Source organism: Streptomyces sp. NPDC059201 (genome assembly GCF_042754585.1).
Taxonomy (GTDB): domain Bacteria; phylum Actinomycetota; class Actinomycetes; order Streptomycetales; family Streptomycetaceae; genus Streptomyces.
Genome location: NZ_JBHZBB010000005.1, coordinates 154131 through 179027, shown reverse-complemented (window position 1 = coordinate 179027; position 24897 = coordinate 154131). Strand labels below are relative to the sequence as shown.

Annotated in this window: 15 protein-coding genes; 4 read left to right on the top strand and 11 right to left on the bottom strand. The window is 69.4% G+C overall.

The features are described 5' to 3' along the window. Nucleotides 1–707 precede the first annotated feature (707 nt). The gene (locus tag ACFXMG_RS18885; protein ID WP_383819330.1) at nucleotides 708–3287 is read right to left on the bottom strand and encodes an ATP-binding protein; all 2580 of its coding nucleotides are present in this window, start codon (nucleotides 3285–3287) and stop codon (nucleotides 708–710) included. 401 nt (nucleotides 3288–3688) lie between these two features. Here ACFXMG_RS18885 and ACFXMG_RS18880 point away from each other — a divergent pair, with 401 nt between their 5' ends. Continuing rightward, a complete protein-coding gene (locus ACFXMG_RS18880) occupies nucleotides 3689–3889 on the top strand; it encodes a hypothetical protein (RefSeq protein ID WP_383819262.1) in 201 nt (66 codons plus the stop codon). A gap of 190 nt (nucleotides 3890–4079) precedes the next feature. On the opposite strand, the gene ACFXMG_RS18875 is transcribed toward ACFXMG_RS18880, so the two are convergent. The 4 genes from ACFXMG_RS18875 to ACFXMG_RS18860 are packed head-to-tail and all read right to left on the bottom strand — an operon-like array spanning nucleotide 4080 to nucleotide 13837. Then, nucleotides 4080–7133, bottom strand: coding sequence for a pPIWI_RE module domain-containing protein (locus tag ACFXMG_RS18875; protein WP_383819260.1), 3054 nt, complete (start codon nucleotides 7131–7133; stop codon nucleotides 4080–4082). Nucleotides 7134–7186: 53 nt separating this feature from the next. Next, the gene (locus ACFXMG_RS18870; RefSeq protein WP_383819259.1) at nucleotides 7187–10888 is read right to left on the bottom strand and encodes a hypothetical protein; all 3702 of its coding nucleotides are present in this window, start codon (nucleotides 10886–10888) and stop codon (nucleotides 7187–7189) included. Further along, nucleotides 10881–12071 carry a hypothetical protein gene (locus tag ACFXMG_RS18865; protein WP_383819257.1) on the bottom strand — a complete coding sequence of 397 codons (1191 nt, stop codon included), beginning with the start codon at nucleotides 12069–12071 and terminating at the stop codon, nucleotides 10881–10883. Before ACFXMG_RS18865 ends, ACFXMG_RS18870 begins: the two co-directional genes overlap by 8 nt. Next, nucleotides 12068–13837: a PD-(D/E)XK nuclease family protein gene (locus ACFXMG_RS18860; protein ID WP_383819256.1), complete on the bottom strand. Its 1770-nt coding sequence runs from the start codon at nucleotides 13835–13837 to the stop codon at nucleotides 12068–12070. Before ACFXMG_RS18860 ends, ACFXMG_RS18865 begins: the two co-directional genes overlap by 4 nt. A 177-nt stretch (nucleotides 13838–14014) precedes the next feature. On the opposite strand from ACFXMG_RS18860, the gene ACFXMG_RS18855 reads away from it, so the two are divergent. Next, nucleotides 14015–15526: a serine/threonine-protein kinase gene (locus ACFXMG_RS18855; RefSeq protein WP_383819254.1), complete on the top strand. Its 1512-nt coding sequence runs from the start codon at nucleotides 14015–14017 to the stop codon at nucleotides 15524–15526. 81 nt (nucleotides 15527–15607) lie between these two features. On the opposite strand, the gene ACFXMG_RS18850 is transcribed toward ACFXMG_RS18855, so the two are convergent. The 3 genes from ACFXMG_RS18850 to ACFXMG_RS18840 all read right to left on the bottom strand — a co-directional run bounded on the left by ACFXMG_RS18850 (nucleotide 15608) and on the right by ACFXMG_RS18840 (nucleotide 21349). Beyond that, nucleotides 15608–17665 (bottom strand): N-6 DNA methylase, encoded by a 2058-nt coding sequence (locus tag ACFXMG_RS18850; RefSeq protein WP_383819253.1) that lies wholly within the window; start codon nucleotides 17663–17665, stop codon nucleotides 15608–15610. A gap of 245 nt (nucleotides 17666–17910) precedes the next feature. Next, nucleotides 17911–19230 (bottom strand): class I SAM-dependent RNA methyltransferase, encoded by a 1320-nt coding sequence (locus ACFXMG_RS18845; RefSeq protein WP_383819252.1) that lies wholly within the window; start codon nucleotides 19228–19230, stop codon nucleotides 17911–17913. A 67-nt stretch (nucleotides 19231–19297) separates the two neighbouring features. Beyond that, nucleotides 19298–21349 (bottom strand): APC family permease, encoded by a 2052-nt coding sequence (locus ACFXMG_RS18840; protein ID WP_383819250.1) that lies wholly within the window; start codon nucleotides 21347–21349, stop codon nucleotides 19298–19300. A 234-nt stretch (nucleotides 21350–21583) separates the two neighbouring features. On the opposite strand from ACFXMG_RS18840, the gene ACFXMG_RS18835 reads away from it, so the two are divergent. Both ACFXMG_RS18835 and ACFXMG_RS18830 read left to right on the top strand, forming a co-directional pair. Further along, complete coding sequence (locus tag ACFXMG_RS18835; protein WP_189852669.1) at nucleotides 21584–22252, top strand: TrkA family potassium uptake protein; 669 nt, start codon at nucleotides 21584–21586, stop codon at nucleotides 22250–22252. Continuing rightward, nucleotides 22252–22926, top strand: a complete 675-nt coding sequence (locus ACFXMG_RS18830; protein WP_169094115.1) for a TrkA family potassium uptake protein — start codon at nucleotides 22252–22254, stop codon at nucleotides 22924–22926. Before ACFXMG_RS18835 ends, ACFXMG_RS18830 begins: the two co-directional genes overlap by 1 nt. Nucleotides 22927–22991: 65 nt before the next feature. Here the strand turns inward: ACFXMG_RS18830 and ACFXMG_RS18825 are convergent, their stop codons facing one another. From ACFXMG_RS18825 to ACFXMG_RS18815, 3 genes are read right to left on the bottom strand one after another with little or no spacing between them, the layout of a single operon-like run. Beyond that, entirely contained in the window at nucleotides 22992–23744 is a 753-nt protein-coding gene (locus tag ACFXMG_RS18825; RefSeq protein ID WP_383819248.1) for a DUF3159 domain-containing protein, read from the bottom strand. A 3-nt stretch (nucleotides 23745–23747) separates the two neighbouring features. After that, complete coding sequence (locus ACFXMG_RS18820; RefSeq protein ID WP_078868359.1) at nucleotides 23748–24146, bottom strand: OB-fold nucleic acid binding domain-containing protein; 399 nt, start codon at nucleotides 24144–24146, stop codon at nucleotides 23748–23750. A gap of 46 nt (nucleotides 24147–24192) precedes the next feature. Next, nucleotides 24193–24879 carry a response regulator gene (locus ACFXMG_RS18815; RefSeq protein WP_383819246.1) on the bottom strand — a complete coding sequence of 229 codons (687 nt, stop codon included), beginning with the start codon at nucleotides 24877–24879 and terminating at the stop codon, nucleotides 24193–24195. Nucleotides 24880–24897: the final 18 nt, after the last annotated feature.

Here is a 24897-nt window from a genome sequence, read left to right as displayed (position 1 = left end):
AAATCCATCCTCCACCAGACACCTGGACGCCCCCCTGATGCCCCGCCAAGCGCCACGGAAAGGAAATCAGCCGCTCAGCGCCCCGCCCCTACTTCACCGGCTCCAAAATCGGGACGCACTCTACATGATGCGTCATCGGAAACACGTGCGACTCCAAGCCATCAAAGAAAACGCAGGTCAGACGGGTGCGCGCACGCTGCACCCGTGTCGTCATGGGCCTGGAGCGTCAACTAAGCGTCACCGGCGTCTGCCGTACCGCCCCCGAACCAGAGGGCCAGCATCAACACAGCGAAGCCGCACAAGGCAATAATGTGAGCGATGAGTGTAAGCTGGCTTTCCCTCTCACCGACCTCGGGCTGCACTCTCGCCGTCCGCGATAACTTTGACCGAGTACATGGGTGATTCGTGAGCGGTTGCCCTGCGACCTCCAGCCGCGAATGGGGGCGAACACCCAGTTTGATGAGCTGGCGGCACTGGCGCCAGGTGGCGGACCGGCACTGGTCCGGGCCGGAAATATTGCGTTCCGGCCCCGTGGTGCAGCGCCGTACCGCAGAGTGGGTCAACCGGAGTGAGGCCGAGCGAATGAAGGCGGTGTGCGGTTCGATCGCACCGCGCAAGTGACCGGAGTGCGCGAGCCGGCCCCTCTTACCTCGGCTCAGGCTCCGCCCGTTTGCCGGATGCCGGATGCCGGATGCCAATCAAACCTGTCACGGAAGGCGGGCAAGCCGGTCGAGGGCCGTGTCGAGGTCCCTCTCCCCCGCCCTCCTCAGTACAGCCGCGGCCTGCCCTATCGCCTCAGCCGACTCGGCCGTCCTTCCCGCAGCGTTGAGCGCCTTCGCGAGCCACACCAGCGTCCGGGCCTCCCTGCTGCCATAGGTCAGCGACCGGTACAACACGCGGGCACGCACCAACTCGACGACAGCGGCTTCGGGATCTTCCCGTGCCATCCGGATGCGGCCCAGACTGAAGTGCGCGTGCGCCTGACCGTTGATATCGCCGGTGTCTGTCAGCAGGGACAGGGCCCGCAAGCAGCACTCGGCCGCCTCCTCGTACTGCCCGAGGTCGTACCGCGCGCTCCCGATGCCGCTCAGTACGGCCGCCTGCCCAAGGACGTCCTGGAGTTCTTCGAAGGCGGGCAGGGCCGCACCGAAGTGATCCAGCGCCTCATCGGGAGCACCACTCTCCTGGAGCAGAACCCCAAGGGTATGGCGCCCCAGGGCGGCTCCCAGCGTGTCTCCGTCGTCGCCACTGATCCGCACTGCGCCGTTCAGCTCCCGCACGGCAGCCTCGACGTTGCCCAGGGCTCGATGGGTCCCGGCGAGCATCCGGCGCACCATGGCCACGTCGGCCGGACCGGACTCCCGTGTCGCCGCGGGGAGAGCGCGATGGAGACCGGCGAGCGCGTCCAGATGACGATCGGACCGCCACTGGAAGGTGACCAGGGTCATCGACAACAACCATGTGAAGCGGTCGAGTCCGTGCCGCTGGGCCAGCCCGACGGCTGCGGTCAGCGTCGAGTACTCCGCCTCGAACCACCTCATCGCCGCCGTCGCGTCAGCCGGGTCCATGACTACGAGTGTGCCGGGCTGGCCGATCGGCAACCGCCGCCCGGGCTCCAGCCGCCGGTCGCAGGCCCATGCCTGGTGCAACAGGTAATGCAGCACTCGCTTCACTACGCGAATACGCTCGGCTTCGGCCCACTCGCGGGTCAGCGCCTCGGCGTAGACCCGGACCAGATCATGCAGGGCGTACCGCTCAATCGAGGGTTCGAGCGCCAGGCTCATCCCTAGAAGCTCGTCGACCGCATTACTGACGTGAGGACTGTCCTCGGGCTCGATCGCCCGCAGTGCCGCCCAACTGATCGTCGGCCCCGGATGGATCGCCAGCCGTTCGAGCAGTCTTGCCGCCGGCGCGGAGAGCTGCCGGCGGGAAGCGTCGAGCGACAGACGTACGCTCAGATCCTCGGAGCCCAGGTCGAGTGAGCGCAGCCGAGTGCTTTCCACTCGCAGTTCGCGCACAATGTCCGGCAATGCCCATGGGCGCCGTTTGATGCGCGCGGCCATGATTCCGAGCGCCAGCGGAAGCCCGGAACAATGTTCCACGATGTCGGGCACGAAGGGAGCGGCTGTGCGCATGCGGTCCTCGCCGAGCCGCTTGCCAAGGAGTGCGGCAGCGTCTGTACGATTCAGTGGCTCGAGAGGGATGAGTTCAGCGTGCTCCCGGATCTCCAGCCCGTCGAGGTGGCGGCGGCCGGTGACGATCGTCGCGCTGGCGCCGGCTGGGGGGAGCAGACGGCGGACGTGCGCCTCGTCCCGCGCGTTGTCCAGGATCAAGAGAACCGAACGGTCCGCAAGCGCAGTGCGGTACGCGGACAGCATGCCGTCCGGCGTCGGCGTGGCCGGGCGCACGCCAAGATCGTTCAAAAGCCGGGCGATGATGTGCTCGTGGCTCAGAAGGCCCTCAGGAGCGACCCCTCCAAGATCAACGTGCAGGATGCCGTCGGCGAAGTACTGGTCGAGCGCCACCGCGACCTCAACGGCGAGCGCGGACTTCCCGACGCCGGGCAGTCCCGACAGGGCGACCAACCGGGACCGCTCCGGGGATCGCCCCAGAAGAACCTCGGTCATCCGGTCGCGCTGCCGGCGGCGCCCCACCAGCGAGACCGACACGAGCGGAAGCTGACGGGGCCTCGGCGGGGTCATGGCGCGGAGGGAGACGGCAGTCCCCTGGTCGTATTCACCTGTCGTGCCCGCGAGCAGGAGGTGCGCGGTGGAGCGGCCGCATTCCCGCTCCCACTCTGCCAAAAGCGGTGGAATCTCGACCTCCCTGCCGAGCGTACGCAGTGCGCACACCTTGAGTTCAAGCAATGCGTCACTCGTCGGCCAGTGCACCAAGGCAGAGTCGACCCGGTCGAGGGCGGCCCGCAGCTGAACGCACTCCAGTTCCGTCTGGACACAGGCGGTCGTGGCCTCCCGGAGCTCCCCCATCAGTTCATGCCGTCTCCGATCGAAAGCAACCCCTTGCATCCCATCGAAGAGCATCCCGCGCCACTCCCCTATGGCGTCGCGAAGTGATTCGAGACGCACCGAGGATTCGCGTGTGGAGTCCGCCGTCCGCAGTAATCCACGGAAACGCAGGTAATCAACCTCTTTCGACTCGACATAAACTCCACAAAACCCCCTCTCATTGCTCTCGGGGCAAATTTCTGGCACAGACTTCCGAAGCTGGTGGAAAGTCTGCCGAATTCGATTCGGACTCAACGGCTCCTGGGGCCATAGGTAACGCATGATCTCGTCGTGGGACGCACGAAGGCCGGGCGAGACAAGGAGAACGACCAGCAACTCCAGGGCCTTTCGCGACCTCACCTCGACGACCCGGCCTGCCCTGAGGACTGTCACCGGACCCAGTAACCGGAGCTCCATGACATCTCACCTTCTTCCCGTTCTCGGTTGATCCGCGCGCATCGGAGGAGAAGCATGGCACATCCCGTCGAGCGGCATTTAACGTTCGCCTAACGCTTGCCACTTGGCGCGACGCGATCGGCCTGCCAATCTTCGAGCATCCCGATCCGGCTAGTCCGTTGGGACGAGAGTCACTGGGTCATCCATTCGACAATTCCGAATAGATATTCGATTGTTGGAGAATCCGCCCAGTAGTCGAACAAGGAACTCAAGGCTAGGAGAAGCTCATGCCCCGAAACCACATCGAACGCCGTACCAACCGGCCCGACCCGAGGCGCTGCGTCAACGGGACGAACTCCACCCGGCGGCACGACGCCCGTCTGACCTCCGGTGCGGCCTCCGCCACATGGCACGGCCGCGTATGGAAGCCCGTCCGTCCGGCGGCTGAACTCGCCTGCGAATCGGCGCTGTTCTCCGAATTCGAGTAGAACAGGCCTGCCAAGGCTCGGGGCAGTGACGCCGGAGCCGGGCCGGAGGCGGGCTTGAGCGACACCGCTGGAGGCGGGCCCTGGGGAGGGAACCTCGGCCCGCCTCCGGTCGATGCAACGGGGTGCCGCCGCTCACCCGGGCGGCGGTCCTCCTGGAGCCCTTCCCTCGAATCCATCCGAATCCCCCACATCAGAGGAGAGCCGACCGGTCCGGCGCCTCGCGACGCGGAGCCGGAATCGGCACGGCGGCGGCATCCGGGGCCAGGTTTCGGTCGTCGGGAAGGCTCTCGATCCCTTCGTCGGAACGCTCAGGCGCGATCTCCCCGTCTGTCGCGTCCGCTCCCGGTTCTTCCGCCGCCACGGTGGGAAGGACGTACGCCTGAGCCAGTCCGGCAAGGTGCAGAGGAAGCGGAAGAGAGAGCGCGACCGGATAATCGGGAGCCATACGCAGTTGGTGCGTCGCGAGAGCAATGGCCTCGGGTTCGTCGGGCGCGGAAGATGACGGCATCTCCACGTCCCGCTCCGTATGGCAGCCGAGCACGGCGATCTCGACCAGCGTCGGGTTCCAGGCTCCGGTGCCCGCCTGGGAGGTGAGCTTTCCCACGGCGTTGACCCGGGCGGCAAGCCTGTCGAGTGCCGGTGACACCGCGAAGGATCCGGGACGTTCCGTGCTGCTATAGAACACCCGCGCAGCGATGTCACCACATGCCCCGCCCCTTGGAGGTAGTGCCCAGAACCCCGCCGGCTGGCCATGGGCCTTGCCCGGCTCCGCCAGGCCCCACCACTGAGCCGTCTCATGCCCGACTCGCCCGCGCACCCTGACCAGGCGGAGTTCGTCGTCGATGCCTCCCGGTGGAGCGTGGCCGACCCTGATCGCGTCGGGTTCGATCTGCCCGTCCTGCAGCCAGGGCCAGTGCGACCTGCTGTTCTGCGCATGAGTGATGAGAACGGTCGGGTGATGGCGGAGCGAGTGCAGCATGCGCTGAAGGAAGCGCGCGGTCTCCTTGCGCTGCTCTGACAGATTGGTCCGCCGTGCCTTCGCGGTGATACGCGGCGCGCCGTCGACGCCGGGCTTGTCCGGAGCGAACGGGTCGATCTCGACCTTCTTCACCAGCCCGAGCAGGAAGTGCGGATAGGGGACCCAGGAGCGGGTGTCGTCGTCCCATCCACGGACGACGCAGAGTCCACCGCCCTCGGCGAGCGGAGTGACGAGCACGGCGACCGGCAGATGCCTGGCCAGCCGGGTAGGTCCGTCCTTACGCCGCTTGACCATCCAGAGGGCGGCGTACTGAACACCGTCCGGCAGGTCGCCGCCCAGGGTGTGTTCCGGCAGGACACGTACGCCGAGCTGGCGGAAGCCGTCCAGCCAGGCTTGGTGAGCCCGGTGTTCGACTGTGTCCGCGTTGGCGATCCGCCGTTCTCCAGAGGGCGTGACGACGAACTGGGTCAACACACCCGCATCGGCGCACCCGAGGCGCTGGGCGAACTTGGGGTCGGTGTCCGCCTCGCGGAAGGTCGTCCGGTGGCCGATCTCGACCAGGGCGAGGCCGGGACGGCTCGGGTCGGCGCCGTCCGCGCGCAGCCAGCCGCTCAGCTCCCGGCGGCGAACGGTCAGAGCACGGGCCGCTCGCTCTCCCCGGCGCCCGATGGCCGGGTCGAAAACGAGCCCGTCCGCGAGCCCGTCGGTGAGCGGCAGGCAGCGCAACCGCACCACGAGTTCCGGGCTCCGCCATTCGAGTATCACGGGCCGACCTGGACGGGCGTCGTCGAAGGCCTGTTCCGACAGGTCGTGCGCTCCTCCGTCGCCGTCGAAACCCAGCGTCCTGGCGAACTCCCGGACCGCGTGGCAGCGTAGTTCCGCGGTCCGCCAGAGCAGCCGGGCCGTCACATACGTCTGCGCGGCTTCCGGATCGGACGTGAGCCCGGCACGGTCCCCGAGCACCGCGATGGCGCGGCGCCGGGCAAGCGCCGCGCGCGATTCCTCGGCCTTCTTCGCTGGCTCGCCCAACGGCTTGGCACGCCGATTGGCCGGGGCTCCGATGCCCTTTCCGCGTCCGCGCACCAGATCGGGCAGCCGGACCACGCCCGGCGGCAGCGCCGCCTCCGCCCAAGCCGTGAGCTGGGACCTCTGATGGGGCATGAGTCCCGGGCCGACCTCATGCGCGCCCATGTGGTTGCTGTGGACGACGGCGGCCCGGACGCCAGGGCCTTCGCCGATCCAGTCTTCCGGGCTTGCGAGCAGGTGGTCGGGGGCGGGGAACTGTCCGACAACGCTGAGCTGGTGCAGGATGCCGGCCGGGTCATTCTCGACCCAGGTGAATCCGTTGGAGGCACGATCGCGCCGCAGCCGGGCCAGCGCGCCGCGTTTGGTCACGGGTACCCCCGGCAGCCAGGGGATCTTGGGCCGCAGATACACCGTGGTGGACTGTCCGTACGGCAGCGGCAACCGTCCGGTGTCGGACCTCTTGTGGGTGGCCCAGCGGCGTACCCCCCAGTGCAGATGCAGCCGCGGCCGCGGGTCGAAGGGGGTGGTGTGCAGCGAGATGTTGAGTGTGATCGAGAACCACCACTCCTTGCGTTTGATGGTGCGGCACAGAGGTTGCGACATGAGCTCCGCGCCTTGGTCCCGGGGGCCTCGGGGCAGCGCCTGGAAGCGCAGTTCACCCCCGTCGAAGGGATAGGGGTCGAGGGCCCGGACGCGGCGGGCGAGCGCGTCGGCGGCGAGTTGGAACTGCCGGGGCTCCGGTGCGGCCGTCCCTCCGTCGGTGAGGTGCGCGCCGAGAAGGTCCATCCCCGGCACGCTCTCCCAGTTCAACGGGGTGCCCGCCAGCTCGTCGCCGCATCGCCGGAGGAGGGCACGCAGCTCCGGGGTGGTCTCGGTTCGCCGGGGCAGCAGCGTGCGTAGCCAGGCGTTGAATACCTGACCGCCCGCCCGGCCGGGGAGAGGGTCGGGCGCGTCCGCAGGCACGTACATCCAGAAGTCCTCGGGTGGCAGAGGTCCCTCACCCACGGGAGGCCGGGCCCGCGGCCGCACGATCACTTCGGGAGCAAGTGACTGCAGCGCGGTGTCCAGGCTCTTGGTGGGCAGGGTCCGCTGCCACTCGGCCTCGGGGCGACCGTGGTTGTGGAGCGCCAGAAGTGGGCTCTGCCAGTGTTCGGGGAAGCGTAGAGCTCGGTAGTCCTGGGTCCAAGGTGCGGCGGGGTCGGCGAGGTGGTAGGCGGATCGGCGGATCTCTCGGTACACGGCGATACTCCCTCGGGGGCTGTGTGATGAGGCCGGTGTCTGTCCGGCGTGGGTCAGCGGTCTCTGGGCGGCGAGGTGTCGATCCCGCACAGCGCGTTGTACAACGGCCGGTAGAGCAGCCTGACCAGGGATGGATCGGCGGGGTCGGCGCAAGCTCCGGGGTCCTCGCTGAAGTAGGGAGCCAGCACGTCGCGCAGGCGGACCAGCAGGCCGGGATCGTTCTGCCAGCGCGGTCGGCGCTGGTCGGTCGCGCGGCCACCGGCCGCCGCGAGCTGGGGGGCGAACGCGGCATCGACGAAGACGACCCTGGCGGGAACCCCGCCGCGGACCAGGCGGCCGATCACCTGCCAGAGGGTGACCATCTGATCCCAGGCGAACGACTCCTTCTCGGGGGCGGACAGCCTGGAGTACATGTAGGAGCGGGAGAGCAGGCGGCGCCACACCCCGCGCGCGGCCGTACGGAAGGCACTGCCCGCTCCGTCCAGATCCGTCCCGTCGCCCACCAGTCCGGCGAAGGTGCCCTCGGCCAGACCGGGTTGGTTGCGAACGAACCGCGCCGCCCAGTCATTGACGGCGAAGACGGAGAGGAAGAGGTCATCCGGGCGGGGGTGAGGGCGAACGAGGAAGAACACGGTGCCGAACGCGGCCACCCGCTCCTCTCCGGGGCTCTGGAAAGGGGTGAGGATGTTGTGTCCGCGTTCGACCGCGAGCAGGGGCGCGACCAGGATCTGGGCCCTCTTGTCAGCCGCGAACTCAGCCAGATCGCCCCGACGCACGACGGGCGCCGTCGCCGCTCCCGCGGCGCGCGCCTCCGCGGCGAGGGATGCCTCCAGCTCGGCGTCGTCCGCGGCGAGCACCCGGACGCGTTCCCGCCAGGCGGACATCTCCGAGAGCGTCGCGGCCACCAGCGCGGCTTCCCGATAGCTGCCCACGAGCAGAAGGGCTCGCCGACGACGCGGATCGGGAATCTGTGCCAGTTCGCGTTGGAGAGGACTACGGGTGCGGTCCCGAGGGGAGCGTGCCAGCTTCTCCACGAGCAGGCGCAGGACTTCCTCTCGCGTCTCCGGGTTCTGCCCGGAGATACGGATGGGCTGCCCGGCGTCGTCGTACATGAACTCGGTGCGGAACAGGGACTCGCCGATCGAACGCAGTGCCTCCGGCTGTGGTTTGAGCACCGCCTGGACGGGTGCAACCACGTGGGCCCGGGTGGAGGTTCCCGCCCAGCTGGTCCCGGACATGAGCAGGACGTTCGGGCCCGTCGTGCCCCGGTCGGCGTCCGTGCCCAGCCGGGGCAGGGAGAGAAGGAGCTCGCGGCCCACCCCGGCGCACCGGAAGAAGCGAAGGGTACCCGTGCGCCGTTCGTCCCGACTGTCGCGCTCGTCGAGCAGAAACTGGAAGCCGAGCACATTGCCCATGGGAGACTCGGGCAACAGGGGTGCGTAGTCCAGGGGCGGACGCCTGGTCAGCTCATGTTCTCCGGGGTCGAGCCGCAGGGCTGCCTCGACCTGGGGCCAAAGGAAGGTCACCCGGTCGAGCCGCTGGTGCAGGGCCGCGAGCACCAAAGTGAACTCCATTCTCTCCGCTTGAAGTTCGAGCCACTCCTCGGTGAATTCGGATTCGTTCCGTGGCACCTCGCCGGGAAGCGGCGGTCGCTCGAAGGGCCTGGGCGCACCGTCGAGCAGGGCGTCGAGCAGGGCTCGCACGCGCCCGCGCGTCCGCTTCTCCTGAAGCGTGTGCAGGACGTCGTGGGCCAGCCTCGCCAGGTCGTCGGCGAAGGTGCCGTACGGCCCACGATCACCGAGGGGGTCATCACGGAAGACGTCGAAGACCTTGGTGAGCCGGTCCCGGTGGGCGGCCCAGGGGGTGTCCTCCACAACGGGTGTGGCCTCAGACGGACGGTGCAGGGCCTCCTCGTCGTCGTAGAGTGCGGCCTCGTCCACCATGTCGTCATCGTCGACGGCCCGTTGGGGCGGCGGATACCAGGCGTTGAGCAGGCGTTCCTGAAGGGTCCATGGGCTGAAGTAGTCGATCTGGGCCCACTTCCGCAGGGCCGGGGTGTCGATGAGCATGGCGTAGAGCCGATCGGCTGCGGAGCCGACGACATCTAGGGCGGCCGACCAACGTTCGACATCCTGATCGGAGAGTTGCAGCCGGCCCTGCCGGGAGAGTTCAGCGATCTCATGGGTCTGGAGCCGGTCGAGCCACGATTCAGGGCCTGTGGTGACCAGCGTGGCCGTGGGGGCGAACATCTGATCGAGTTGCATCTGAACGCGGTCGGCTTCGTCCACGACGATGATGTCGCTGCGCAGGCAGGCGAGTTCCAGATACCGCAGGCGCTCGGCGTTGAGCTGCCGCGGCACGGAAGTCTGGACCAAGCTCGCTGGGTTGGCGACCCAGATGAGCGCGTCCACGAGGTCGCGCGCGGAGGAATGACGGGGGCAGACGCTCCACAGCGAGCAGGCGTGCGGCTTCCCCGGGTCCTCCATTTCCTCGGCATCGCCGGGCTCGGGGCCGACGCCGGCGGCGCCGCCCGGGCGCACGCCCCGGGCGTATCGGAGTTCCCGGGTGACACGGGCGGCGTGCGACCGCGCGTCCTCCTCCTGGTCGGGTTCGTCCGCACGACGGCCCACCGGATACAAGGAGCCGCAGGGCGCGTCGGCGAAGCGCAGTGGCGCGTCGGCCTCCAGGGCACGCAGCGCGTCGAGCGGACAGGCCGTGCTCAAGTGGGCGAAGGCCGGGTCGATGTGGTCCAGGAGCGAGAACTTGCCGCGTGCGGCGAGCCGCCGGTGCATGCGCTGGGTGTGCTTGGGCCGGGTGGTGGCGCCCTGGACGAGCGCCGCCCGCAGACCGAGCCCCTGGAGAACCTGGGTCTGACTGAGCTGCTCGGCGACATCGCCGACCACCAGGGTGGTGCGCAGATTCCGCTGGTGCGCCCAGACCGCGAGCAGGATCATGAGGGTCGACTTCCCGGCGCCGACCATGCCCACCAGGTGCGTCAGCCCGTCCAGGGTGAGCGCCTCTGCCTTCTCGAAGTCCGTTCCGTCCGCCGTACGGACGTCCAGTTCGAGGCTGGCCAGCCGCTCACACCATTGGCCGGACGGCCTCCCGAGCTGGAGCTCCCGCGCCTCCATCCACCTCGCCGTGTCCTCAAGTTCGGCAAGGGGAACCTCCATAGGGCCGCCGGGACCGGGGTGGTGAGCGACGAGGTCGTGCCCCAGCGGGGGATCGAACACGAACTCCGGGGGGATGGTGACGGAGGAATAACGGCGCTGCTCCTTGAAACAATGGGCCCCCTCCCCTGCGTACGGAAGCGGGTTCGTCACGAAGCCCGGGACCCGTCCGAGCGCGTTGTCGTAGACATCGAAGCGGTGAGCGGCCACCGGGTGCGCCACCCGGCGTGCAGGTCCGCCACCGGCCGGAACCCGGTAACCGCGCAGCTGCTCGGGAAGCTGCTGGTAGCTTTCCAGGCTCTGTTGCCACAAGCGCCGTCGTCTCATGGGCCACAGGAGGTGGCGGGCCGCCGTCAGGGCGAGCTGGGCTTCGGCGGTTCTCGCCAGTCCGGCGGCGGAGGCGAAGGGGTAGCCGCCGAGGAGGACCCAGACTCCGTCCGCCGCCCGGCCAGGCTCCAGCGTCTCCAGCAGTCGCAGGCCCAGTTCGACCTGGCAGAGCAGAGCGGGTTTGATGCCGCGGTACTCCGTGGGCCAGGGCCTCAGGTCCTTGGCCAGCCCCCGGTACCAGTCGCTGCGGTCACGCACGATCCGTCCCCTTCCTCCTGTGCGGCTCCGCTCCAATGCGCGCGTCCGGGCCTCGTTCGCCGCGCAAGCGCTTCCGGGCGGCCTCGACTACTTGGTTGTCGGTGAGCAGGCGCAGTCCGGCCGCGTGCGCGGGGCGCTCCCGGGCGAAGGTCTCCAGGTAGTCGCCGCGCTCGCGGACCCGGAATTGCGGCACGGCCCAGCACGCCTCGTCGTACGGCGGCTCGGGCCGTACGGTGCCGGCGGCACGGCCCAGAAACCCCGGGTGGGTCCAGTCCTTCACATCGATTGCCCAGATGTTGCCGTCGGGAAAGGTGATCCTCAGGTCGTACGCGTCGTAGCCGGGCCACATCTCGACGGCGAGGCCGAGACGGCGCAGCTTCCTCTCCAGCTCCACCTCTGCGTGTCCTGGCCCGGTGACGAACTGCCGGAGCGGGCGCCGGAGCTGCCACAGTCCCCCCACTTCATCGGCGGGCAGTCGCCGGCCGGGGGGAGGATGGCCGAGGCGCCGGCAGTGTTCGCGTTCGCACCACCAGCCGCCGTCGACCAAGGGGACGAGCAGCGTGAGGCAGCGGTCGCAAGCGAGGCCGACGCCGTCCCTGCCATGGCCCGCCGGCACAGGCGCGTAGACCTCGTCGACAAGGAACTGGACCGGTTCGAGGTAGAGGTCCGTACTGACGTCGGGCCACTCCGCCTCGGTCAGCACGGGCCGGGTGACCAGCAGCCGCCGGAACGCGGTGTACGACTCGGGCACGTTCGCCGCGCGGCAGGCGTTCATGGCTTCGCCGATCACCAGCTGGGCGTACTGGCGGCCGGTACTGTTCCCGAAGCCTTTGACCTCGAGCTCGCCGCAGAGCTGTGTCGGCCTCCCGGAGTGCGGGTCGATGAGCCGGTTGTCCCCCCTGAAAAGATCCAGAGGCAGCGCCTCGAGGGGCCAGCTCCGCAAGGGGCGGGTCCGGCACCAGCCGATCATCTCCGGCACCCCCGTCGGCGGCTGCGCCCCGCTGCGCAGGCAGGTGAGGACCAGTCGGTCCAAGGCGCGCTGAGCGTCAGGAGGGTACGGAAGGGCGAAGGAGTCCAGCCGGCCGACCTCGTACAGCCGCGCGACGGCCGTGGCGACGTCGCGGAGCAGGACCACGTCGGGGTTCTCCAGCCAGTCCGGAATCGTCCCGGCATCATCACTCACGCAGGCTCGACCGATCCCGGCGCGGCGTCGAGGACGGAGGCTGGCGGGGAGGCGGAGACGTACGCGGTGCCGGGGGCACACCAGGTACGCACTTGGCAGGTGCGACAGTGGCGACCGGTGCGAGGCTCGTACGAGGTGTCCCTGAGCAGAGGCTCGGCAAGATCCGCGATCACCTCATGGGCCTCCGCCACCGTCGCGGGGCGGCTGGGATCGATGGCTTCGAGGCGACTCTCCCCCGCGCCCTCCCGCAAATGCTCCAGCTCGACACGGCCGCGGCGCGCCCCTCCGCCCACGGCACCCTTGTCGAACAGCAGTACAGCCAAGGCAAGTTGAGGGAACGCCCGCAGCAGCGGGCGACCTTCCCACAGGGGTGCGGCGGCGGTCTTGGTCTCCCGCCAGATCCACCGCCCCCGCCGGGTGTGGAGCAGGTCCGGCACGGCGAGGACGACAACGTCCAGCTCGGGGATGTACGCCGTGACCCGGTGCTGCGGCAGCACCTTCTCGTCCTGAGTCAGCCCGTCCAGCGGACAAAGCGCCCGGTGTTCATCCAGCATCCGCAGGGTGCTCAGGGCCAGCGGTTCCTCCAGCGAGTGCCCCGGGGGCAGCATGCCCTCGTGTGCCTGGGGAAGTTCCCGGCAGCCGCCGGGGAGATGCCGCGCATGCTGCGCGTTCAGTACGGCGTCCACCACCCGCCCCCGGCGCGCCCCAGGGTTCTCGGGAGTCAGGTCGTTGAGATACAGCCGGCGCACGAGGTGGTACTGGGCGGGACAGTCTCCATGAAGTCGCAGGTCCCAGGCGGAGATGGAGCGGCGTCTGGCACGGAACGGCGCGGCGCCCCGAAACGGCCCCCAAAGGTGCGGAGTGCGCGGCAACTCAGCACAGTGCCCGATGACCTTGCAGTCGACACAACTGGCGCCTGGGCGTACTCCGGTGCCGGTGGCGGCGGCGACGAAGGCGGGTGCGGCGTCCCGCCCGAACCGCTCGCGCACGGTATCCGGCCCCCAGTCGAGCAGGGGGGTGACGCTGCCGTCCGCACACCCGAAGTCGAAGACCCGCACCCGCTCCGGTGGCGTGGGGTTCACCAGAGAGGTCTCCGGCGGGCGGGCCTGACGGGCACGCCTCCGGGCGGGCAGGCCCTGTGCGACGACATAGGCGATCGCGGCCTTCTCCGCCGCCGGACGGTCGGGCTTCGCACGGCCGAAGGAGGGGATCCACAGATCCCTCACTGTGCCGTCCGCAGAAGCGTACTGGCGGCCCCAGGTCTTGTGCTCGTACTGCCTGGCACCACGGCCGTCAGGGTACTCCCGAAGCGCGGTGCGCACGGTCCAGTCCAGCCGTACCGGGACGGTGCGGGGCAACCCCGCGGCATGCGCGGCGTGTTGCTCCCGCATACGGGCGGCGACATACCGTTCGAATGCCTGGATGGTCCATGCGATGAGGGAGGGGTGCGCGGGTGCCCTGCGCCCACGGAACGCGCCAGATGTCTGGCGCAATTCGTCGACTACCCGCCTGGGTTGCCAGCGCTCGTGCTCCCATAGGTCCAGCGCGGCGAACAGGGGACCGGCGCCGAAGTCCTCCAGAAGCTTGGGCCCTTCCCCCATGTGGGGTGTAAGCGGCGCTCCGGCGGCATCCGGGGCCTCCGCGCCGAGCAGGGGCCGGACCGCGATGCGCAGTTGAGACGGACAGGCATGGGGGTCGGTCCGGGCGTGGGTGGTGCTGACCTTGACCAGCCAGCTCTCACCGGTGGTTCCGGGCGGATTCTCCATGGTTCCCCCTGCTCAGGGCGGCACGGACGGGGTGACACCGAGGAACACGGGCCACCGAAGCGCTCGAATAGTGTGACACAGCTTGTGAACTATGTCGTCGAATGTAATCCACCACATCTGATACACGGTACGCTGCGCCTTAAGACAGGGCATTCGGTATACAGAGGGGCGCAGAGAGTGGAAGCGGACTGGGAGGACGTACGGGCGGGGGAGTTGATCGGCGAGTGCTACGAGCTGGTCGATCCGGCCGGCAAGGGCGCAATGGCCCAAATCTGGCGGGCCCGCGACCGGACGACCGGCCGACAGGTCGCCGTGAAGTTTCTGCGGCTGGATTCCGAGGATCTCCTTCAGCTCGACGCCCGGGACCGGGAGGAGGAACTCCACTTTCGGCGCCTCAGGTTCTATCGCGAGGCACAACTCCTCGCCCGCCTACGACACCCCAACATCCCCGAGCAGTACGCCTTCGGAACACACCACGGTGTCCCCTACCTGGTCATGTCCTACGTGGTGGGGATCAATCTGCGCGCCTTCCTGAACCAGTACTCACCGCTCGCACCCCTGGTCGCCACCTCCGCCGCCGCGCAGATCGCCGCCGCATTCGTCCACGCCCATGAGCTCCGTGTGCTCCACCGGGATCTGAAGCCGGACAACGCGATGATCTCCGATCGGGGCGTGGGGGTCTTGATCGATTTCGGCATCGGCAAAGAGCTGGGAATCGAGTCGACCCTCACCCAGCCGGGTTCCACCCTCGGCACACGGGGCTATCAGGCGCCGGAGCAGATCCAGGGCGAAGAAGCCACCGCGGCGTGGGACGTCTACTCGTTCTGTTGTGTCTTCTACGAACTCCTCACCGGAAGGCCCCCGTTCGTAGCCAATGAACGGGACGGGTCGGTGGAGCGCCAGCATCTGCGCAACATGCCGTTGCGCCCGGGCGATCTGACGGCGGGAATCCCCGACACCTTGGACAAGCTGGTACTCCGAGGGCTCTCCAAAGTGCCGGAACAGCGCCCGAACATGAGGGAAATCCTTGACGTCCTGGTCGAGTTCACCCCCAGGCCCGGCGACCCCGAGCCCCTGCCACAGATCCTGCACGACCCCACACGCCCCTTCCGGTGCCCCGCGACGGCCGTGGACCCGGACGAGTCATCCCAGCAGGATCCCACCTGGAGCACCGAGGAAGACAAAGGGGCGGGATGGCTGGACCCGGACGCGATCGCGCTGCTCTGCACGGCGGCCGAGAGGGAGTTGACGGAGGGAGGGCCCGGGGGCGCGGTAGGTGAACTCGCCGGGCTCACCTACCGCGTGCGCGAGGAGTGGGGACGCCGCCCGTTGGTCCGGAAGGTCTGGGAACTGACCGCTGGGGGGCTCTGGCTCGTGGGAGACTTCGATTCCGCCGCGCAGCGGTACCAGAGCATCGCGGACGAGCTGCTACCCGGAAAGGGCCCTCAGGAGCGGGCCGACCGGATGGTGTTCGGTCTGCGCGCCGCCCGGTGCCGGCTGGAGTCCGACGGAAACATCACAGCGGCCGTTGACGTGGTCACCGAGGCCGGTTACCTGGCGGCGTCGCTGCCCGAACCGTACGCCAGTCAGTTGGAGACGGAACGCCGCGAGGTGGCGGACCGCATCTCCGAATTGCTCGCCGAGCGGGAGGGCGGGTCAGACTCCAGCGCGGCGCCCGAGCGGGAATGACATCACTGGGCCGGGCCGGATCCGGACCACCCGACCTGGCCCGGCATCCCCCAACAGACCTCCGCTCGCCCAGGGCCCGGTCTACTCCCCGTGCGCCAGGCGGCCCGCCGCGAGTTCTTCTCCGAGATCCCGTCCCATCCTCTTGGCGACGATCCGCAAGCGTTCGGCCAGTCCCTCGAAGGCGGCCAGGTGCCGGAACGCGTCGCTGTACCGCCGCTGCTCCGACAGATCGATCCGGCGCACCTGGAGCCGACGCACATCGATCCGGGAAGAACTGGACGCATGGGTGCCAGCGTGGCGGGCGTTGGCCGGCGACTTGAGTGAACCCGCCAGGAACCAGGGGTCGAGTACATCCGGGTCGACCCGGAGAGCATGGATCTGCGGGCCCACTGCCATCGGCGGGCCTTCGTGGACCCAGGCCGAGAACTCCCTGGACACACCGACGACCACCACGTCCCGGGGTTCCACCACGACGGCGTCGTCCGGATACACCCACCCACTGGGGGATTCGTCCAGCAGCAGATCGGAGATGGTGAGCAGCGGGACTCGCGCCTGCCTGGGCTCCGGTACGGCCGCTTCGGCCGGAAGGCGGCCTGAGCGCAAGGTGAGCGCCTCCGCCCGAGCGAGTTCGCCGACGGTCGCGCTCGGCTGATCCTCCGTACTGCGGGTGAGTTCGAGGGCGGCCAGACAGGCACTTTCGGCCCGGAGACCGTCGAGCAGCTCGCCGACCTCGCTCCAGGAGTCCGCAAGCCGGGGTCCGACGTGTCCCGAAGCCGGCGTGACATGGCGGCCAGGAGTGAGATCCACGTCATCGTCGAGGAGGTCGATGACAGGGACGGCCGCAGCCCAGGCGGTCGCGCCGGAGTCCTCGGTCGCCTGTTCACACAATGCCCCGGCCACGGCTCCCCTGCCGGCCGTGCCGACGACGGACCGGATGAAGGCCCCGAGTTCGCCCCGTTCAGGACCGCTGCCCCGAGAGGTGGACCGGGGAAACCGCGCGGCGGCGTCGACGAACAAGAGCTCCCCCGGACCCTGCGGACTCTCCCCCGGAGCAGGCCGCCGCAGCACCCACAGATGCAGAGACAGACTGTGCGGCGCGGCGGATCCGGGCGGAAGAGCCACCACGGCCCGCAGGGCCCCGGTACGCAGCAGCGATCTGCGGATTCTCCGTCCGGCCTTGCGCGCGGCCACGGTCGGCGGCAACAGCAGGACCGCGCTGCCGTCTGGGCGGAGCCGAGCCAGGCAGTGCTGCACCCAGGCGAGTTCGGGCTCGGTACGAGGCGGGGTGCCGTACACCCACCGGGTATCCGCGGCAAGGTCCTCATACCCCCAGTCCCGCTCGTTGGCCGGCGGGTTGCAGAGCACCATGTCCGCCTGTGCGCCGATGAGGGGATCCGCACGGAGGGAGTCCCCCGGCGCGATCACGGGCACAGGCGCGGGCCCCGACGTCTCGGGGCTCGGCAGCAGCGCGAGCCGCACGTCGGTCAGAGCGGTGAGCACCGGGTCTCGGTCACAACCGAGAAGCGCGGCAGGGCGGTTCAGTGTGGTGGAGACGGCCTTCGCGGCGGCCGCCAGCAGATGGCCCGCTCCGCACGCGGGGTCGAGCACCCTGATGGGATCCTCAGGGTGCTCGCCGACGAAAGGCCCCCGCGTCCGCAGGGCCAGGTCGGCCATGAGATCGGCCAGCGGCTCGGGAGTGGTGGTGATCTGGCGTACATGGGTATCCAGCCAGCGGCGCAAGAGAAACAAGAGGATGCCGTACGAACCCTCGCGTCGCCCCAGCTCCACGGCGGCCCGCACTGGGCCCGCACCGGCACCCTCTGACCCGCCGCCGTCACTCTCCCCGCGGGCGAGCAGCCGTCCCACGGTGGCGATGGCGAGCCCTGTCTCGTCACGGTCACCCAATGCCTCGAACCGCGGCCAGAGCCATTCGCGGCGCGTGGTCTTGCCCAGTTTCCCCTTGTCCGTGAGCCATTTTTCGATGTCCGTCAGGGAGAAGTGCGGGCTCGTGGCAGTGCCGCCGATCTGCGGCGGAAAAGTGTCGTGCCGACGGCGCCAGTTACTCACGGCGGCGCGCCCCACTCCCGCGAGCCGGGCGATCTCGGCCAGGGTCACCGGTACGACGGGGGGCGAGGTCATCACTTCTCCAGAGGCGTCGGCCGAGCGGAACCGGGGTGCCGGCTTGCGCGAGCACTCAAGCAGACAGCCCCTCGCGTCTTCCTACTCCCGAGCCAGGCTAACGCATTGACTTTGTTCACAGGCTTACACCGCGTATGAGGGTGTGTGTGCGCCGACCTCAGTGACTCCGCCAGGGCGCAGATGAGCGGCGGTGCACCGTCCGCGAGGCACATCTTGCCCACCGGCGAAATCGCAGTTCAGAGCCCCTACTTCACCGGCTCCAAAATCGCCACGCACTCCACATGATGCGTCATAGGAAACAGGTCGAACGCCCTCAGCGTCCGAACCCTGTAACCCCGTTCCGCAAAGTAGCTCACATCCCTCGCCAAAGCCGCCGGGTCGCAAGCCACATAAGCGATGCGGCGGGCGCCCAGGCCGGCCAGGTGGTGGACCGTCTGCTTGCCGGCGCCGGCTCGGGGCGGGTCGAGGACGATGAGGTCGACCTCGGTGATGCCGGTGCGGGGGAGGACGGACTCGACCTTGCCCTGTTCTACGCGGACGCGCGGGAAGTCGGCCAGGTTGTGGCGGGCGTCCTCGACGGCGCGCTTGCCGGACTCGATGCCGAGGACGGCGCCTGCCTCGCCGACGCGGTCCGCGAGGGCGCCGGCGAAGAGGCCGACGCCGCAGTAGAGGTCGAGGGCGGTGTCGCCCTTGCGCGGGAGGAGGCCCTGCATGACGGCCTTCATGAGGGTGTCGGCGGCCTTCGGGTGGACCTGCCAGAAGCCGCCGCTGCCGACGCGGTGGGTGCGCTCGTCGGCGCGCTCGCGGACGAAGCCGCGGCCGTGGACTCGGTGGACGCCGCCGTCCTTCTCGTCGACCCGCAGCACGGAGACCGGCTTGTCGAGCTCGACGAGCGGGAGGCGGGCGCCGGGGCGCGGGGTCAGGATGACCTGGCGGTCGTTCGAGCCGGAGGCGGCGATCGCCTCGACCGAGGCCATGCCCTCCCAGGTGCGGGCCTCGATGCCGAGCTCCGAGACGCCCTTCGCCGCGATCATGCAGTGGTCGATGACCTCGACCTCGTGCGAGCGGTGCCTGCGCAGCCCCGCGTGGCCCTCGGCGTCGATCGCGTACTGGACGCGGGTGCGCCACTGCGGGACCTCGCCCGCCGGGAGCTTGTCGCCCTCCGCGGGGACGACCGTGCCGTCCCAGCCTGCCTCCTCCGGGGTGAGGCCCGCGAGCCGCTTCAGCTGCTCGACGATCACCTCGCCCTTGAGGCGGCGCTGGGCGCCCGGCTTGGCGTGCTGCCAGTCGCAGCCGCCGCACTTGCCGGGGCCGGCGAAGGGGCACGGCGCCTCGATGCGGTCCTTGGACGCCTCCAGGATCTCGACCGCGTCGGCGCGCAGGAAGCGGCTGGTCTCGTCGCCCTCCGTGACGCGGGTGCGGACGCGCTCGCCCGGCAGGGCGTGGCGGACGAAGAGGACCCGGCCCTCCTCCGTACGCGCGATGCAGTGGCCGCCGTGTGCCACCGGGCCGACCTCGACCTCGTACTCCTCCCCGATCAGGGACTTCACAGGGGTGTTCTGCATGATCGGGGGCTCCAGAGACAGAGGGGGAAAGAGAAGGGGGCCGCTGTTCGCACAGCAGCCCACCAGTCTAGTTGCTCTTGGCCGTCGGTTCCTTCCGGACCTTCTCGACCGGGCCGCGTCGGACCGAGCCCGGCGCGTTCCAGTCCTGGCGCTTCCTCGCCCGCTTCTTCGCGGCCTCGGAGGACCGGAGCTGGTACGGGACGGAGGTGACCATGACGCCGGGGGTGAAGAGGAGCCGGCCCTTGAGGCGGAGCGCGGACTGGTTGTGGAGCAGGTGCTCGTACCAGTGGCCGACGACGTACTCGGGGATGTAGACCGAGACGGCGTCGCGCGGGCTCTCCTGCCGCAGGTTCTTGACGTACTCGATGACCGGGCGGGTGATCTCGCGGTAGGGCGAGTTCAGGATCTTGAGCGGGACGTTGATGCCGCGCCGCTCCCACTCCTCCCTCAGCGCCTTCGTCTCGGCCGGGTCGACGTCGACGGTGAGCGCCTCCAGCTCGCCGGCGTGCATGAGCTTGGCGTAGGCGAGGGCCCGGAGCGTCGGCTTGTGGAGCTTGGAGACGAGGACGATCGAGCGGACCCGGGAGGGGCGTACGTACTCGTCGGGGCGCTCCTCGGCCGCGGCGATCTCGGCGGCGACCGAGTCGTAGTGGCGGCGGATCGCGGTCATCGTCACGTAGAAGATCACCATGCCCAGGAGGGCGACCCAGGCGCCGTGGGTGAACTTGGTGGCGAGGACGACGACGAGGACGAGGCCGGTGAAGAAGGCGCCGAAGGTGTTGATCGCGCGGGAGCGGATCATGTGGCGGCGCTTGGCCGGGTCGCGCTCGGTGCTCAGGTGCCGATTCCAGTGCCGGACCATGCCGATCTGGCTGAGCGTGAAGGAGACGAAGACGCCGACGATGTACAGCTGGATGAGGCGGGTGGAGTCCGCGCCGTACAGCCAGACGAGCAGGGCGGCGGCGCCGGCGAGGAGCACGATGCCGTTGGAGAAGGCGAGCCGGTCGCCGCGGGTGTGCAGCTGGCGCGGCAGGTAGCGGTCCTGGGCGAGGATCGAGCCGAGGAGCGGGAAGCCGTTGTACGCCGTGTTGGCGGCCAGGAAGAGGACGAGCGCGGTGGCGGCGGCGAGGAGGACGAAGAAGAACGTTCCGTCGCCGAAGACGGCGGCCGCGACCTGGGAGATCACCGGGTCCTGGACGTAGCCCTCGCCGACCGGCACGCCGTTGTGGAGCAGGTCCTGCGCGGGCTTCTCGGCCATCCGGACGTCGGTGGCCATGGCCAGGAAGATGATGCCGCAGAACATGGTGACGGCGAGGCCGCCCATGAGCGCCAGGGTGGTGGCGGCGTTCTTCGACTTCGGCTTGCGGAAGGCGGGGACGCCGTTGGAGATGGCCTCGACGCCGGTGAGGGCGGCGCAGCCGGAGGAGAAGGCGCGCAGCAGCAGGAAGACCAGCGCGAAGCCGGCGAGTCCCTGGTGCTCGGGCTTGATCTCGAAGTCGGCGGTGGGCGCCTTCATGGTGTCGTCGAGGACGAGTCCTCGCCAGGCACCCCAGGCGATCATGCAGAAGACGCCGAAGACGAAGACGTACGTCGGGATGGCGAAGAGGCTGCCGGACTCCTTCACGCCCCGGAGGTTCATCACGGTGAGGAGGACGATCACGCCGACGGCGCAGGCGACCTTGTGCTCGACGACGAAGGGGATCGCGGAGCCGAGGTTCTCGATGCCGGAGGAGATCGAGACGGCGACGGTGAGGACGTAGTCGACGAGCAGGGCGCTCGCGACGGTGAGTCCGGCCTTCGGCCCGAGGTTGGTGGTGGCGACCTCGTAGTCGCCGCCGCCGCTCGGGTACGCGTGCACGTTCTGCCGGTAGGAGGCGACGACCGTGAACATCAGGACCACGACGGCCAGCGCGATCCACGGGCTGAAGTGGTAGGCCGACAGACCGGCGACGGAGAGGACGAGGAGGACCTCGCCCGGTGCGTACGCCACCGACGAGAGCGGGTCGGAGGCGAAGACGGGGAGGGCGATCCGCTTGGAGAGAAGGGTCTCTCCGAGCTTGTCGCTGCGCAGGGCCCGCCCGATCAGGATCCGTTTGGGCACGTCGGTCAGTTTGGACACGCAGAGGATCGTAAGCGTTCGAAAAGAGCCACGCGCACCGGCACCCCCGATCGGCACCGAATCTCCCTGAGTATCACCTCGGATGCGGTCCCGGCCAGCGTTGCCGCTTAAGCTCGGACCGGGCAACCCGGCAGGGTGTTGTCCGCCACGGCCCGGGCCGATCGGGTGAGGAAAGTTGTGAGCAGGGTGTTTTCGCAGGTCAGCAGGGCGATCAGGAGTGCGGGGTAAGGGGACGTGCACATCGTCATCATGGGCTGCGGGCGAGTGGGAGCCGCTCTCGCGCAGACCCTGGAGCAGCAGGGGCACACGGTCGCCGTCGTGGACCAGGACCCGACGGCTTTCCGCCGCCTGGGCTCCGGCTTCGGCGGTCGGCGCGTCACCGGCGTGGGCTTCGACCAGGACACGCTGCGCGAGGCGGGGATCGAGGAGGCCGGTGCCTTCGCCGCGGTGAGCAGCGGCGACAACTCCAACATCATCGCGGCCCGGGTGGCGCGCGAGATGTTCGGCATCGAGAACGTGGCGGCGCGGATCTACGACCCCCGGCGCGCCGAGGTCTACCAGCGCCTGGGCATCCCGACGGTGGCGACGGTCCGCTGGACCGCCGACCAGATGCTGCGCCGGCTGCTGCCCTCGGGCGCGGAGCCGCTGTGGAGCGATCCGAGCGGTGGCGTGCAGCTCGCCGAGGTGCACACCTCCCCGGCGTGGATCGGCCACAAGATCAGCCGGCTCCAGGACGAGACCGGGGTGCGGGTCGCCTTCCTCACCCGGCTGGGCGAGGCGGTCATCCCCAGCTCGCAGACGGTGCTCCAGGAAGGCGATCTGGTGCACGTGATGATGCGGACGGACGAGATCGCGAAGGTCGAGGCGGCCTTCGCCGAGGGTCCCGAGGAGGGCGGTCACTGATGCGTGTCGCGATTGCGGGCGCGGGTGCGGTGGGCCGTTCCATCGCCGGCGAACTCCTGGAGAATGGCCACGAGGTCCTGCTCATCGACAAGGCGCCGACCGCCATCTCGGTGGAGCGGGTGCCGCAGGCGGAGTGGCTGCTGGCCGACGCCTGTGAGATCACCTCGCTGGACGAGGCGGCGCTCCAGCGCTGCAACGTGGTCATCGCGGCCACCGGCGACGACAAGGTGAACCTGGTCGTCTCGCTGCTCGCGAAGACCGAGTACGGCGTGCCGCGGGTGGTCGCCCGGGTGAACAACCCGAAGAACGAGTGGCTGTTCAACGAGGCGTGGGGCGTGGACGTGGCCGTCTCCACCCCGCGTCTGATGTCGGCCCTGGTGGAGGAGGCGGTGAGCGTCGGCGACCTGGTCCGGCTGCTCCGCTTCAGCCACGGCGACGCCAACCTGGTGGAGCTGACGCTGCCGCCGGAGTCGGCGGTGGCGGGGACGCAGGTCGGCGAGGTCGCCTGGCCGCAGGACACCTCGCTGGTGACGATCATCCGCGGTTCGCGGGTGCTGACGCCGAGCCCCGAGGAGACCCTGGAGGCCGGTGACGAGCTGCTGTTCGTGGCGGCGCAGGCCCGCGAGGAGCAGCTGGAGGAGCTGCTCCAGGTCCGCCGGGAGCCGGCGGAGTAGAGGCTGTACGTACGGAGAAGGGCCCGGGACGCGTGATGGTCCCGGGCCCTTCCCCGTACGAGGTGTTACGCCTCCGGTCCCGACCGCGCGGCGCGGGCGGCGGCCTCGCGCTCCTTCTCGGCCTTCTCCTCAGCCTCCATCTCGGCGAAGACGTCGATCGGCGGCGGCGCCTTGGCGAGGAAGACCCAGGTCAGGTAGACCGCGAGCAGGAAGGGCGGGATCTTGAGCGCGACGAGGACCCAGCCGAGCTGGGTGGTGTCGGCCCACCAGTAGAGCGGGAAGAGGATCGCGCACTTGGCAAGCAGGATCAGGCCCCAGGCCCAGCTGGCCTTCGCGTACGCCTTCTTCCGTCCCGGGTTCCGGGTCCGCCAGGAGAGGTTCTCCTTGAAGACCGGGCCGAGGATGAGGCCGATCAGCGGGACGCCGGCGAGCGTGGTGATGATGTAGGCGAGGCCGAGGCCCAGCGTGTACACCATGCCGGGGAGGTAGAAGTCCTTGGCGTTCCCGGTCATCATCGCGAAGACGACGCCGAAGCCGACGCCGAAGACGCCGCTGAAGGCGTGCTTGACGGTGTCGCGGCGGATGAGCCGGACGGCGACGAGGAGCAGGGAGACCGCGAGCGCGGCGATGGCCGAGCTCTTGAGGTCCTTGTTGATCGTGTAGATCGTGACGAAGAGCAGTCCGGGCAGGACCGTCTCGACCATGCCCCGGACACCGCCGAACGCCTCGAAGAGCGCGGCCTCGGTCACCGCCTTGTCGGTCCGGGCGTCCTGGTCCGGGGTCGGCGGTGCGGTGGTCGGCTTGTCGACGGACGTCACCGGCTACTCCTGTCCGAGCGGTCGGAGCTCGTATTTGGGGTTGAAGAGGACCCGCCGGCCGTGGCTCATGGAGATCCGGCCGGAGGCGATCAGCTTGCGGCCCGGCTCGATGCCCACGATGGAGCGCCGGCCCAGCCAGACCACGTCGAGCGGCGCGGTGCCGTCGAAGAGTTCGGCCTCCAGGGCCGGGACGCCGGCCCGGGGGCGGAGCGTGACCGTGCGCAAGGTACCAGTCACCTTGACGATCTGTCGGTCCGAACAGTCGGAGATCCGCGTGCAGCCCGAGGCCGCCGTGTCCTCCTGGAGCTCCTCCGACTCCAGGTCCTCCGGCGAGGAGGAGAGCCGGTCGAGCATCCGGCGGAACCGGCCTGCCGGCTTGTCGGTACGGGGTGCAGCACTCATACACAAAAGCGTACCGGCCGCCGCCGACACGGGAAGATGCCCCGCATCAACGTTCGAAGCGGTAACCCATGCCCGGCTCGGTGACGAAGTGGCGCGGGTGCGAGGGATCGGTCTCCAGCTTGCGGCGCAGCTGGGCCATGTAGACCCGGAGGTAGTTGGTCTCGGTGCCGTACGAGGGTCCCCAGACCTCCTGGAGGAGCTGCTTCTGGCTGACCAGTCGGCCGCCGTTGCGGACCAGGACCTCCAGGAGGTGCCACTCGGTGGGGGTGAGGCGGACGTCCCGCCCCTCGCGGTGCACCTTCTTGGCGGCGAGGTCGACGGTGAAGCCCTCGGTCTCGACCACGACGACCCCGTCCTCGGCGCCGCCGACGGGTTCGGCGCGGCGGACGGCGGCGCGCAGCCGGGCGAGGAGCTCGTCCATGCCGAAGGGCTTGGTGACGTAGTCGTCGGCGCCGGCGTCCAGCGCCTCGACCTTCTCGTCGGAGGTGTGCCGGGCGGAGAGGACGATGATCGGGACCCGGGTCCAGCCGCGCAGCCCCTTGATGACCTCGACGCCGTCGAGGTCGGGCAGTCCGAGGTCGAGGACGACGACGTCGGGGTGGCGCTCGGCGGCGAGCCTGAGGGCGGTGGCGCCGTCGGGCGCGGAGTCGACCTCGTACTTGCGCGCCTTGAGGTTGATCACCAGGGCGCGGACGATCTGTGGCTCGTCGTCGACCACGAGGACCCGGGTCATGTCGGGGGCCTTCCTTCT